Raw genomic sequence first — 12,249 nt, 5'->3', positions numbered from 1 at the left:
TCACATCGCGCCGACGCGCAGGCCGCTGATATCACGACTGCGTGAGACGACGGCATGCCGCCCGTCATATCCCGGCGCTTCGCGAGCAAAGCGAGCCGATTCGACGCGAATGAGCTCTCCTTTACGTGCCGGACCTTCATTCGCGCAGACGTTGCATGCACGCGGGACAGGCTCGGCTTATTGCCCAGCCGACAGAGAGATGAGCAACATATCTTTTTAGGTCAAGTGTCTACGACCTGTTTGCCGGTCTGTTGTCCGGCCCAAACGCAATGCACGGCTGAGAGAACCAGAACAAGAACAACAACAATGGACCAGGCGATGCTGAGCGTCGTCCGCGCGGTCGAGGCAGGCGCGACGACGATGAAGGGCGTGATCGACGCAACCGGACTGTCCCGTCTCAAGATCGAGCGGGCGTTGACCGCACTGGAGAAGCAGAAGCTGCTGGTGCGCGACGGCCAGGGCTTTCGCGCGACCGGCCTGCCGAAGGCGGCCCGCCCTGCCCGGCAATGCGGATCGTGCAACGCCTGCTGCGATATCCTCGAAGTCGCCGGCGTCGACAAGCCGGTGAACCAGCTCTGCAAACATTGGCAGGCCGGCACCGGATGCACCATCTACGATCGCCGCCCGCAAATGTGCCGGTCGTTCGTCTGTGCCTGGCTGCAGGGCCATCTCGACGACGACTGGTTTCCGGCGAAGTCGGGCATCGTGGTGCATTTCAGCCAGGACGCCGTCAACGTCACGGTGGACGACGATTGTCCCGACCGGTGGCGCGAGGAGCCGTATTTCAGCAAGCTTGCCGAATGGTCGCTGAACGGCGTCAGGCGGATCGGAAACCGCGGCTACGCGACCCTCGTCGTGTCCGGCACCGAGCGGTTCCTGCTGCTCGGACGCACCATTGTTCCGGAGCCGACGCTGTTCGGCACCGCGTTCGTGCCGCTCACCGCCGACACCTTCCGGTTCTGGCGGGCGACGTCGCCCGAGCATTTGCAGCGGCTGCATGGGCGCATCGCCGAGATCGAACGGATCAGGCAGGAATTCGGCTCCTGCGCCATTCCCGAGAACGAGGACGACAATCCGCATCCGCCATATCGGCCCGCGCTTTTACGGTTGTCGCATCACGCCTGAACTCCGCCGTGGGCAACGCGGCCTGATTCGCGCGGTAGCGCTCGACGCGCCCCGGCCGGGTTGATAAGCCCCTGTCCGCGAATGACGGGACTTGAGTCGGGGACATGACGGTTGCGATCGAGATGGGGCAGACCACGGCAGGCGCCGCGGCGGCCATGGACCTCGAGGAGCTGCTGGCGACCCGGCTCCTGGTGCAAGGCAATTCGGGCTCCGGCAAATCACATCTGTTGCGGCGGCTCTTGGAACAGAGCGCGCCCTGGGTGCAGCAGGCCATCATCGATCCCGAGGGCGACTTCGTCACGCTGGCCGATCGCTTCGGCCATCTGGTGATCGAGGCCGAGGATCACACCGAGCGCGGCCTTCAGGTCGCCGGCGAGCGCGCGCGGTTGCATCGTGTCTCCACCGTGCTCAATCTCGAGGGGCTCGATGCCGAGAACCAGATGCGGCGCGCCGCGGCGTTCCTCGGCGGGCTGTTCGACGTCAATCGTGACCATTGGTACCCGATGCTGGTGGTTGTCGACGAGGCACAGCTGTTTGCGCCGGCGGTTGCGGGCGAGGTCTCGGACGAAGCGCGCAAACTGTCGCTCGGCGCGATGACCAATCTGATGTGCCGCGGCCGCAAGCGCGGGCTCGCCGGCATCATCGCGACCCAGCGGCTGGCGAAGCTTGCCAAGAACGTCGCGGCGGAAGCCTCCAACTTCCTGATGGGACGGACCTTCCTCGACATCGACATGGCGCGCGCCGCCGACCTGCTTGGCATGGAGCGGCGGCAGGCCGAAGCTTTTCGCGATCTCGAGCGTGGCCAGTTCATGGCGCTGGGACCTGCGCTATCGCGCCGTCCCCTGCGTTTGAACATCGGCCCGACCGCTACCTGCCCGCGCAATTCCACGCCGCGGCTGATGCCGCTGCCGGAAGCGATGCTGGAAGACGCGCGCGCCGTGATCCTGGCCGCGCCGCCGCCCGACGCCAGCCGGCCGCAGCGCCGGCCGGCGCCGGATCTGCTCGAGCAGCTCCGCGCCGCGAAAGCGGCAGCTACGCCGGAATCGCGCACGGAGCCGATCGAGCTGCCGGTCAGCGCTGAAGAGCTCGCTGAACGGCGCGAGCGCGTGGATCGTACCCTTCGTGCCGTGCTCGCCGACCCCGATGCCGGCTTCCGCGCCATCGGCGTGCTCTATCAGGAATTCGTGGTCCGCTGCCGCATCGAGGGGCTCGGTGCGGCAGTGCCTGATCTCAACGAATTCCGCCGCATGCTGACGCACGCGCGCGCCGGGCTCGGCACCGATTTGGCTGAGGACGACGCCTGGCAGGACGTGTCGCTGCGCGCCTCGATCCTGCCCGACGACATGCAGGGCGTGTTCATGATGATCGCGAGGGCGGCGAAGGAAGGCTGGCCGTGTCCCGGCGATGCCGCGATCGCGCGCGCCTATGGCTCGCATTCACTGCGCCGCGCGCAGCGCCTGCTCAGCTATATGGAGGAGCAAGGCCTGATCGTCTGCCAGCTCGACGGTGCCGGACGCCGGATCGTGACGCTGGTGGAGCTCGCCTGGGCGACGGCGCCGGGCGATCCCAATGGCGATGATATGCCAGCCGAGCCTTCGCCAAGCGCGGCCGCGCTCTAAGCCTGGATTCAGCGTCTCATCACCGACGCCGCCTCGGCCGCATCGAAGCCGCGCGCCGCATTGCTCCCGTTCTCCGCGAACATGCGGCGATAGAGCAAAGCGGAGACGAGCCAGGCGACCGCGAACAGCGCGATCACGACGAAGCCGACATTCGCCAGCGACTCGTTAAGACCATCGACCACCGCCCACACGCCGCCGGCCAAGCCGAGACGATCGCTGATCAGGCCAAGCGCTTCGATGCCGCCGATCAACAGTGCGATCGCGACCGAAGCCCCCGTGATCGTGAGATTGTACCAGAGCTTGCGCAAGGGATCGACGAAGGCCCAGCGATAGGCACTCACCATCAGCGCGGAGTCAGCAGTGTCGACCAGCGCCATGCCGGCGGCGAACAGCGCCGGGAAGACCAGGACATCGGCGAGCGAGGTACCACGCGCGGCTTCGCTGGCGGAAATGCTGAGCAGGCCGATCTCGGTCGCGGTATCGAAGCCGAGGCCGAACAGGAAGCCGAGCGGATACATGTGCCAGGGTTTCGTCACCAGGCGGAACATCGGGCCAAGCAGCCGCGCCAGGATGCCGCGATTGGCGAGCAACGCATCGAGGCCCGCGGCGTCGTGAACGCCCTGCTCGCGCGCCATGCGAAACGTCCGCCACAAGCCTGCGAAGATCGCGAGATTGATGGCCGCGATCATGAGCAGGAACAGCGCCGAGACCGACGTGCCAATCAGGCCGCGGATCTCCTTGAGCAGGCTGTCGCCGCCGAGGCTCACCACGCCGAGCGCGAGCAGCATGGTCGCGACCACCACGACGGTGGAATGGCCCAGCGCGAAATAGAGGCCGACGCTGCGCGGCGCGCCGCCCACCTGCATCAGCTTGCGCACGACGTTATCAATGGCGGCGATGTGGTCGGCATCGACGGCGTGGCGGAGCCCGAAGACCCAGGCCAGCAGCGCGGTCGCCATCACCGTCGGCCGGTCGCCGAACAGCGCGAAGGCCCAGGTCCACGCGGCGATGTTGGCGGCGATGAGCCCGCTGAACAGCAGCGCAGCTCCGGGCTCGACCGCCCGCAAAGACCATCTCGTCACGACAACCATTCCGTCCGTTGCACGCCCCGTCGCGCCACCGGTATGATCTTTTCACAAGATGATCACACTGACCAGTGCAATCCCCGAGGGACGACACGGTTCTGCAGCAGCGCATGCAGCCATCCTTCGAGACCCCCGCTCGCGCGGGCTCCAGGATGACGTCTTGTTTTGCGACCAAGCCCTGGGCCCTCATGGTGAGGAGCCCGCCATAGCGGCCGTCCCGAACCATGAGATCGGCTCGCTCTACGCCGCCTCGGAACCGCCTAGATAGGCGTCGCGGATGCGGGGATCGTCTTTCAGTGTCCGCGCCGGGCCGGAGAGCACGATCTTGCCGGTCTGGAGCACATAGGCTTCATGCGCGATCTCGAGCGCAAGGCTGGCATTCTGTTCGACCATGAACACCGAGACGCCGTCCTGGTTGATGGTACGGATCAGCTCGAGCACGCGATCGACATAGAGCGGCGACAGGCCCATCGTCGGCTCGTCCATCACGATCATGCGTGGACGGCTCATCAGCGCCCGCGCCATCGCCACCATCTGCTGCTCGCCGCCGGAGAGCGAGCCGGCGCGCTGCGACAACCGCTGGCCGAGCTTCGGGAACAGCGTGAGCATCCTGTCGAGATCCTGGGCCACGACATCGCGGTCGTTGCGCACGAAGGCGCCCATCAGGATGTTCTCGCGCACGCTCATGTCCGCGAACAGCCGCCGCGCCTCCGGCACCGAGGCGATGCCGCGACGGACGATCTGCGGCGTGGTCAGCCCGATGAGCGAGGCACCGTCGAACCTCACATCACCAGAGCGCGGCTTCACCAGGCCCAGAATGATCTTCATCGTCGTGGACTTGCCGCTGGCATTGCCGCCGAGCAGACAGACGATGTGACCGCGCGCGACCGATATCGAGAGGTCGAAGTGTACCTGGGCTTGGCCGTAGAAGGTGTTGACATCAGACAATGCCAGCAACGGCTCCATCGAGGAGTTCGTCATGCCGCGCTCTCCTGCTCCGCCTTTCCGGAGAGACCATGGCCGAGATAGGCCTCGATCACCTTGGGATCGCTCCGCACCTGTTCGCCCGGGCCTTCCGCGATCTTCTTGCCCCCGTCCATGACGATGACGCGGTCCGACAGGCGCATCACCATTTCCAGCTTGTGCTCGATCAGGAGGATGGTCAGCCCCTCCGCCTTGAGCTCGGCGACGAGGGCCTGCATCTCCGCAGTTTCAGTTGGGTTCATGCCGGCAGTCGGCTCGTCCAGCAGCAGCAGCCGCGGCTTCAGCGCCAGCGCGCGCGCGATCTCGATGCGGCGGCGGTTGGCGTAGGAGAGGCTATAGGCCGGCTGTTCGATCCGCGGCAGCAGCCGTTCGCCGAAGCGAGCGAGAATGGTCTTCACCTCTTCGCGCAGCCGCTCCTCCTCCGCTTTGACGCTGGAGGGCCGCAGCAGCGCAAGGCCCAGCTCCAGCAGCGGGCCGATCACCGGCACGGCCGGCTTCACCGCACGCAGCCGCGTATGCGCGCCGATCAAGACGTTGTCCATCACGCTGAGATTGCCGAAGACGCGACCGAGCTGGAACGTGCGCGCGATGCCCTGGCCGGCGAGCCGCTCCGGCGACAGGCCGGTGATGCCCTGCCCTGCGAAGCTGACATTACCGGCGTCGGGCCGATCGAGACCGGTCACGAGATTGAACAGCGTCGTCTTGCCGGCGCCGTTCGGGCCGATGATGCTGATCAGCTCGCCTCTGGCGAGATCGAGATCGATGGCATCGACTGCGGTGAGACCCCCGAAGCGACGCGTCAGGCCCCGCAGGGACAACATGGGCAGGTGCTGCTCCGCCATCAGATCGTCCCCAGCAGGCCCTGCGGCCTGAACCGCACGAGCAGCAGCAGCACGATGCCGTAGATCAGGATTCGATACTCCGCCGCGATCCGGAAGACCTCGGGCAGGCCGACCAGCGCCACCGATCCGAGAATTGCGCCGACGACATTGCCGAGGCCGCCGAGGATCACGACGGTTAGCGCCAGAATGGATTGCTGCGTGTTGAAGGTCTCGTGGTTGATGTAGGAATAGAGATGCGCGGCGATGCCGCCGCTGACGCCGGCAGCGAAGCCGCCGAAGATGAAGGCGAGCGATTTGTAGCGGTTGAGGCTGAGGCCATAGGCGCGCGCGGCGATGTCGTCATCGCGGATGGCACGAAAACTGCGGCCGAGATGCGAGGTCAGCAGACGCCCCTGCAGCAGCGCCAGCACGACCATCACTGCAAGGCTGAACCAATAGACCGACGATGGGCTGATCAGGTCGTAGCCGAACAGCGATAGCGGCGGAATGCCGGAGATGCCGATTGGGCCGCGCGTGACGCTCTCCCAATTTAGGATCACCAGCGACACGATCTCGCCGATGGCGAGCGTTGCGATCGACACGTAGTGCCCGCGCAGGCGGAACGACGGCGAGATCAGGAGCGTACCGAGCGCAGCGCTCATCAGGCCGCCGCCGATGATGGCGAGACCGACCGGCACAGAGAAGGTCAGCGACAGAAGCGCGGCGGTGTAGGCGCCGATCGCCAGCAGCGCGGCATGGCCGAGCGAGACCTGGCCCACAGTCCCCGCAACCAGCGTCAGGCTGAGCGCGAGCATGCCGAGCAGCCAGGCATTGATCAGCGTCTGGAGCACGTAGAACGACACCGGCAACAGCGGCAGGATCGCGAACCCACCGACTGCAAGCACCAAGGCCCAGCGCGGAATGCGCACAGGACGGCTCGGCGCGATGAAGGTGCCGGTGAGCGGCTCCGGCGGCGCCTGCCGCGCACTCGCGAACAGCCCGTTCGGCCGCAGCACGAGCACGACGACCAACAACAGGAACGCGAACAGATTGCGATAGCTGGTACCGAACACGGCGACGCCGTAGCTCTCGACCAATCCCAGCAGCAGGCTACCGACCACCGCGCCTGGCACGTTGCCGGCGCCGCCGACGACTTCCGCGACCACGCCCTTGAGCGTGGCCTGAAGGCTCATCGCGGTGTCGATCTGATTGTAGTACATGCCGACCAGCATGCCGGAGACCCCGCCGAGCGCCGCTGCAATGCCGAATACGGCCTGATTGACGCGGTTGACGTCGACGCCCATCTGCATGGCGGCGTCACGGTCCTGCGCGGTAGCGCGCACCGCCCAGCCGAGCTTGGTGTAGCGCAGGAACACGAACAGCAGCAGCGCGCTGGTGACGCCAACGCCGGCGATGAGCAGATCAAGCGGCCCGATCGTGCCGTTACCGACCTGGAAGCGGACGTCCCGCAACTGGCTCGGAAGCGCACGCGGATTGGGCGAGAAGGTCAGCATCACCAGCTGATCGAGCACGAAGCTGATGCCGATCGTTGCCAACAGCGGCGCGATACGCACCGAGTTCTGCAGCGGACGGAGGCCGAACCGCTCGATGATCAACCCGACGATCGCGGCAGCGACCGCGACCACAATGATGGTGAGCGGCAGCGGAGTATGCAGCTGCACCACCGCGACCCAACCGATATAGGCGCCGACGAGATAGATCGAGCCTTGCGCAAAGTTGATCAGCCGGCTGACGCCGAAGATCAGCGCGAGCCCGACCGCAACGAGGGCGTAGACATTGCCGACGATCAGCCCGTTGATCGTGTAGTCGAGCCAGGAAGCCACGCAGCATTTCCAATCAGAGGAAGGGGACCGGAGCGATCGCTCCGGTCATCATTATCAGGCCCGTTTGCCGTCCCAGAGTGCGAACTTGCCGTTACGCACGACCAGCTCGGCATTCATGGCGCCCTTGACGCGGCGGCTCTCGACGTCGAACGTCGCCGAGCCGAAGATGACGCTGGAGACGTCTCTCACCTTGGCGAAAGCGTCGCGGATAGCGCGGCGATCGGTGCCGCCGATCCTGAGGACGGCGGCGGCCATGTTCATCGCGTCATAGGAATAGGCGTTGAAGGCGTCGGGCTCCTGCCCGTTGTACTTGGCCTTGAAGCCCGCGATGAATTTCTTCACCTCGGGCCGCGGGTCTTCCGGGAAATAGCGCGTGCCGAGGTGGACGTCCTCGACTGCCTCGCCGCCGAGCTCCAGGAATTTCGGCGAGTAGACCGAGCTCGCCGCGCAGATGGTCTGCTTCAGGCCGACCTGGCGCGCCTGACGCGCAATCAGCGCGCCGTCGGAATAATAGGAGATCAGGATCAGTCCGTCGGGATTGGCGTCGCGCACGCGCACCAGGGTGGAGCGGAAATCGCGCTCCTCCGCGATGTAGCCTTCGGTAACCGCGATTTCGGCGCCGTATTCCTTGGCCGCCTTGACGAAATGGTCGCGGCTGGTGCGGCCCCAATCGGTGTTGAGGTGCAGCACCGCCAGCTTCTTCAAGCCGAGTCGCTTCACGGCATAGGATGCCAGCAGCGGCTGCTCGTCGGCCTGGCTTACGGACGTGCTCCACATGAAGTCGCCGCCCTTGGTGAAATCGGGATGCGAGTTGGTGAAGCCGAACTGCACCAGGCCGCCGCGCTGATAGATCGGCGAGGCCGCCATCGAGGCCGGGCTCGAGAAATCGCCGAGCTCCATGACGATGCGGGGATCGGAGACGAACTTCTGCGCGATCGCCACCGACTGGCGCGGATCGCTCTGGCTGTCTTCGAACTGGTAGGCGAGCTTGCGGCCGTTGATGCCGCCGGCGGCGTGGATCTCGTCGAGCGCGAGATCAAAGCCCTGCCTCCACTGCGCGCCGTATTGGGCGTTGGGCCCCGTCAGGGGACCGCTGACGCCGAGCAGGATCGGCTCGGACGACTGGGCGAATGCGCTGCGCGAGATGGCGGCTCCCGCCATCATGGCGGCAAGCGAGCCCTTAACCAGGGACCGACGATCGATGTTGCTCATGCACGGCTCCATCCATTCAGGTGTTACGAACAAGCGGCAATTTATGTGCCAGTGACACTGCTTATCTAGTGGGCTCGCCAAGCGACAGCATCAGCCGGTTCGCCCAGTTGAAGAACGACGCGCCGTTGATGACATCGACGATCTCGGCATCGTCGAGACCGGCGTGGCGCAGCTCCTCAACGTTGTCGGGGCCGAACGCGATCGGCGTTGCGCTCAGCGCCACCGACGCCTTGACCACGGCGTTCCAGCGCTCGCCGAGGTCCGCCTTAACCCCTTCGTCGAGCAGGCGCTGCACGTCGTCGCGGCGCTTGGAATAGGTGCTGGCAAACCGCGCATGCACGGATGCGCAATAGATGCAGCCGTTGTAGCGCGACGTCGCAGCCGCCGCGAGCTCGCGCTCGGCGCGCGGCAGGCCGTCGGCGACGTTGTAGAAAATATCCTTGTCGGTCTTGGTGCGGGCTTCGAGCACCTCAGGGTCGCGCACCAGCAGGCGAAAATATTCCGACTTGGCGCGGGCGCGATCGACGAGGCCAGCGAAATGCCGCTCGGTCAGCTCGCCCTCGGGCAGCGGATCGATCCACGACACCCAGCCGAGCTCGTCCTGGGTGAAGACGACGGGTGGATTGACATTGTTTGCAGCGCTCATGTGCAGTCTCCTTACGCTCCCGCCGCGGTAGGCCCGAGCGAAGCGCCGAGTACGCGCAGGCCGGTGACGACGCGCACCTGGAACGACAGGAACGCAACGAGCTGAGAGAAGGTGACGATGCCGGTGTTCGACCAGCCGGCGACGAGCAGCGCCTTCATGTCGGCAGAGGCCGCATCGCGGGGACGGAACACCAACAGATGCGCATGCTCGAGCGCCGCAACGAGCCGGGCGCCAAGGACCGGCTTGCTTTCCGCGCTCACGCGGTAGATCAAGCCGGCCGTGTTCTCGACTGACAATGGTCCTGCTGGATACGCGCCATACGGGCCTGAGGTCTTGCCGCGTTCGATCTCGGCCTTGATCGCTTCGAGCAAAGGCGCGCCATCCGCATTCGCCGCAAGCTTCTCGCGATAGAACGCTGCGACGGGAGACTCGCCATGAAGTCCGGTCACGAAGGCCGCGACCGCGGCACGCTCGGTAAGCGAGAACGCGCTCGTATCGATCGGCTCGAACAGCGCGAGATAGCTCTTCTGCGCGTTCTCGCGCGCCTGAAGGCGACGTGCGCGGATGGCATCCAGAGCCGATCCCGGTTCGATGCCGGCGAGTGTGTCGATGATATCTTGCGTTCCCATCATCAGCCTTGCGAGGTAATTCCCGTTGATTCCGATCAGCCCGCCAAGGCCACAGCGGGCGCTGCTCGGGTCCAGCCCAGTGCCGGCGCGACCTTTTCCGCGACCAGCTCGATCGAGCGCAGGATATAGGGATGCGGCGCATCGACCGAATGCGCCTGGAACACCAGATCGGTCACCCGTTCCAGCGTGGCATCGTTGCGCAGCGAGGCGATGACGTCGTCGGCTGCGCCGACATGAGTGTCGAACGCGGTGATCATCTCCTCCAGAGTTTCGCCGGGCCTGGCGTGGCCGCCCTTGAGGAATTGCGGCAGCGCGCGCCGCAGCCCGATGTCGGCAAGGCGCATCGCCTCAGCCCGGTCATCGGCGACGAAGACGCTGCGCGAGGCCATGATGCGCGGCTCGCATCCTGGCGGCAGCGCTTCGAGATAGGCATCGATGATCGGATTCTGGATCTCGGCCAGCGTGGCCTTCGGCGCCTCCTTGGTCCGCGGCTGGGTGCGCGACAGCAATAGGCCATCGCCCGCCTTGCCTGCCCGGGCACCGCCCGCGACCGAGAATGTGGCCTGCCAGATGCGCTTGTCCAATTCCGGCCGTTGCGGATAGAGCCTGTCCCCGCCATCAAGAGGTTTGCCGACCAACGCCGCGCGGACGACCTCCAGATTGCGGGCAAAGATCTCGTTGCGCTGCGCACTGTCGAGACCGAAGGCGGCGAAGGCCGATGGGTTGCCGCCGGTGCCGACGCCGAGCTCGAAACGGCCATTGCAGAGGAGATCGAGCACCGCGGCATCCTCCGCCACCCGCACCGCATTCTCCAGCGGCAGCGTCACGATGCCGGTGCCGAGACGGATGCGCGAGGTCTGCGCGGCGACGTAGCCGAGAAAGGCGAAGGGCGACGGCAGGCCGCCTTCGCGCTCGTGAAAATGATGCTGGGCAATCCAGGCGGAATCGAGCCCCGCCTTTTCCGCGTGCACGATCTGCTCGGCCGCATGGCGATATCGCTCGGCCGGCGGAGCCTCATCGAGCAGCCGCGTGAAAAATCCCAGTCGTTTCAGGTTTGCAAAGCGTTTCATACGACCCCTGTCGGGCGAGGATGGCCACGAGCCGATGATGTCGGTTGCCGCAGCTCCAGACAAGCGGGCATTGCGCAGGGCTGCCCGCCGGGATCACCGCTGTGCTGGACCATGGCTGAGCAGGTTGCCTACCAGCTCGGCAGCACCGCGCCCTTGAACTTGGTCAGGACGAACTCCTTGACCTCCGGCGTGTGGTAGCTGTCGACGAGGGTCTTGACCCAGGGCTTGTCCTTGTCCGCGCTGCGGACGGCGATCAGGTTGACATAGGGCCCCTTCGGGTCCTCGCGCAGGATCGGATCCTTGACGGGATCGAGGCCCGCCTGAGTTGCATAATTGGTGTTGATCGCAGCGGCGTCGACGTCGTCGAGTGCGCGCGGCGCCTGCGCTGCATCGACCTCGATGAATTTCAGCTTCTTGGGATTCTCGGTGATATCGAGCACGGTCGGCTTGAAGCCGGTGCCCTCCTTCAGCTTGATCACGCCCTTGTCGCGCAGCAGCAGCAGCACGCGACCACCATTGGTTGGATCGTTCGGAATCGAGATCTTGCCGCCGTCGGGAATATCGGAGAAGGCCTTGTGCTTCTTCGAGTACACGCCGATCGGGAAGTTCACGGTGAGCGCGACGGCCTCGATCTTGTAGCCGCGGTCGGCCTTCTGGTTGTCGAGGTAGGGCTGATTCTGGAATGAATTGGCCTGGATCTCGCCGGCATCGAGCGCCGCGTTCGGCACGACATAGTCGGAGAACTCGATCAACTGGATGTCGAGGCCCTGCTTGGCGGCGATCGGCTTTACCGCTTCCAAGATCTGCGCGTGCGGTCCCGGCGTCACGCCGATCTTGACGGTCTCGGCGGCAGCCGCCGCCGACCAGGCCGCGAGCAAAGTCGAGAGGATCAGGGGCAGGCGAAACGACATCTTGGTCTCCATGGTCTTGCGGCAACGATTGGAACCGTATTCGCTTCTCCGCCGCGCGAAATCAATGAAATTGAAATCCATATTGGCCGGCCGTGGCGGGCGCACTTTCTCCATTCGGCACCAAACAGGAAACGAAATCACGGCGGCGACGGCACCTTCCACAGGCGGGAGGCGCGTCACGGCAAAGCGGCATCCGGCGAACGGTGGCGCTGCGCAAGGGCGAGAACGCCAAGATCCCAACGCCGCCTGACCGCGACGTGGTCGCCTCGTCTCCGCACCACTGCGACATCTTCGACTCCACCG

At 65.5% G+C, this 12,249-nt stretch carries 11 protein-coding genes; 2 read left to right on the top strand and 9 right to left on the bottom strand.

The features are described from left to right. The first annotated feature begins 306 nt into the window (after positions 1–306). Positions 307–1,125, top strand: a complete 819-nt coding sequence (locus tag IVA87_RS13445) for a YkgJ family cysteine cluster protein (protein ID WP_247333834.1) — start codon at positions 307–309, stop codon at positions 1,123–1,125. A 104-nt stretch (positions 1,126–1,229) separates the two neighbouring features. After that, positions 1,230–2,744: an ATP-binding protein gene (locus IVA87_RS13440; RefSeq protein WP_247333833.1), complete on the top strand. Its 1,515-nt coding sequence runs from the start codon at positions 1,230–1,232 to the stop codon at positions 2,742–2,744. Between the two features lie 8 nt (positions 2,745–2,752). Here IVA87_RS13440 and IVA87_RS13435 read toward each other — a convergent pair whose 3' ends face one another. The 9 genes from IVA87_RS13435 to IVA87_RS13395 all read right to left on the bottom strand — a co-directional run bounded on the left by IVA87_RS13435 (position 2,753) and on the right by IVA87_RS13395 (position 11,958). Beyond that, positions 2,753–3,835 (bottom strand): HoxN/HupN/NixA family nickel/cobalt transporter, encoded by a 1,083-nt coding sequence (locus IVA87_RS13435; RefSeq protein WP_247333832.1) that lies wholly within the window; start codon positions 3,833–3,835, stop codon positions 2,753–2,755. Positions 3,836–4,069: 234 nt separating this feature from the next. Continuing rightward, entirely contained in the window at positions 4,070–4,810 is a 741-nt protein-coding gene (locus IVA87_RS13430; protein WP_247333831.1) for an ABC transporter ATP-binding protein, read from the bottom strand. After that, entirely contained in the window at positions 4,807–5,655 is an 849-nt protein-coding gene (locus IVA87_RS13425; protein WP_247333829.1) for an ABC transporter ATP-binding protein, read from the bottom strand. The genes IVA87_RS13430 and IVA87_RS13425 overlap by 4 nt, the downstream gene beginning before the upstream one ends. Continuing rightward, positions 5,655–7,478, bottom strand: coding sequence for an ABC transporter permease (locus IVA87_RS13420; protein ID WP_247333826.1), 1,824 nt, complete (start codon positions 7,476–7,478; stop codon positions 5,655–5,657). The genes IVA87_RS13425 and IVA87_RS13420 overlap by 1 nt, the downstream gene beginning before the upstream one ends. A gap of 54 nt (positions 7,479–7,532) precedes the next feature. Then, positions 7,533–8,690, bottom strand: a complete 1,158-nt coding sequence (locus IVA87_RS13415; RefSeq protein ID WP_247333824.1) for an ABC transporter substrate-binding protein — start codon at positions 8,688–8,690, stop codon at positions 7,533–7,535. Positions 8,691–8,751: 61 nt separating this feature from the next. Then, positions 8,752–9,336, bottom strand: a complete 585-nt coding sequence (locus IVA87_RS13410) for an alkylhydroperoxidase domain protein (protein ID WP_247333823.1) — start codon at positions 9,334–9,336, stop codon at positions 8,752–8,754. A gap of 11 nt (positions 9,337–9,347) precedes the next feature. After that, entirely contained in the window at positions 9,348–9,965 is a 618-nt protein-coding gene (locus IVA87_RS13405; protein WP_247333906.1) for a CMD domain protein, read from the bottom strand. 35 nt (positions 9,966–10,000) lie between these two features. Next, on the bottom strand, positions 10,001–11,035 hold the full coding sequence (locus IVA87_RS13400) for a putative FMN-dependent luciferase-like monooxygenase (RefSeq protein ID WP_247333822.1): 1,035 nt from the start codon (positions 11,033–11,035) through the stop codon (positions 10,001–10,003). Positions 11,036–11,163: 128 nt separating this feature from the next. Beyond that, on the bottom strand, positions 11,164–11,958 hold the full coding sequence (locus IVA87_RS13395) for a MetQ/NlpA family ABC transporter substrate-binding protein (RefSeq protein WP_247307059.1): 795 nt from the start codon (positions 11,956–11,958) through the stop codon (positions 11,164–11,166). Between the last annotated feature and the right edge of the window lie 291 nt (positions 11,959–12,249).

Origin of the sequence: Bradyrhizobium sp. 147, from assembly GCF_023073935.1 — a bacterium.
Taxonomy (GTDB): domain Bacteria; phylum Pseudomonadota; class Alphaproteobacteria; order Rhizobiales; family Xanthobacteraceae; genus Bradyrhizobium.
Note: the sequence above shows the minus strand (reverse complement) of the source record. Positions and strands in the feature narration are given on the sequence as shown.

What these genes read in the sequence shown, in the direction of transcription:
- IVA87_RS13410 (WP_247333823.1), bottom strand. Translation starts at nt 9,336, where the DNA reads ATGAGCGCTGCAAACAATGTCAATCCACCCGTCGTCTTCACCCAGGAC.
- IVA87_RS13425 (WP_247333829.1), bottom strand. Translation starts at nt 5,655, where the DNA reads ATGGCGGAGCAGCACCTGCCCATGTTGTCCCTGCGGGGCCTGACGCGT.
- IVA87_RS13405 (WP_247333906.1), bottom strand. Translation starts at nt 9,965, where the DNA reads ATGGGAACGCAAGATATCATCGACACACTCGCCGGCATCGAACCGGGA.
- IVA87_RS13395 (WP_247307059.1), bottom strand. Translation starts at nt 11,958, where the DNA reads ATGGAGACCAAGATGTCGTTTCGCCTGCCCCTGATCCTCTCGACTTTG.
- IVA87_RS13400 (WP_247333822.1), bottom strand. Translation starts at nt 11,035, where the DNA reads ATGAAACGCTTTGCAAACCTGAAACGACTGGGATTTTTCACGCGGCTG.
- IVA87_RS13440 (WP_247333833.1), top strand. Translation starts at nt 1,230, where the DNA reads ATGACGGTTGCGATCGAGATGGGGCAGACCACGGCAGGCGCCGCGGCG.
- IVA87_RS13430 (WP_247333831.1), bottom strand. Translation starts at nt 4,810, where the DNA reads ATGACGAACTCCTCGATGGAGCCGTTGCTGGCATTGTCTGATGTCAAC.
- IVA87_RS13445 (WP_247333834.1), top strand. Translation starts at nt 307, where the DNA reads ATGGACCAGGCGATGCTGAGCGTCGTCCGCGCGGTCGAGGCAGGCGCG.
- IVA87_RS13435 (WP_247333832.1), bottom strand. Translation starts at nt 3,835, where the DNA reads ATGGTTGTCGTGACGAGATGGTCTTTGCGGGCGGTCGAGCCCGGAGCT.
- IVA87_RS13415 (WP_247333824.1), bottom strand. Translation starts at nt 8,690, where the DNA reads ATGAGCAACATCGATCGTCGGTCCCTGGTTAAGGGCTCGCTTGCCGCC.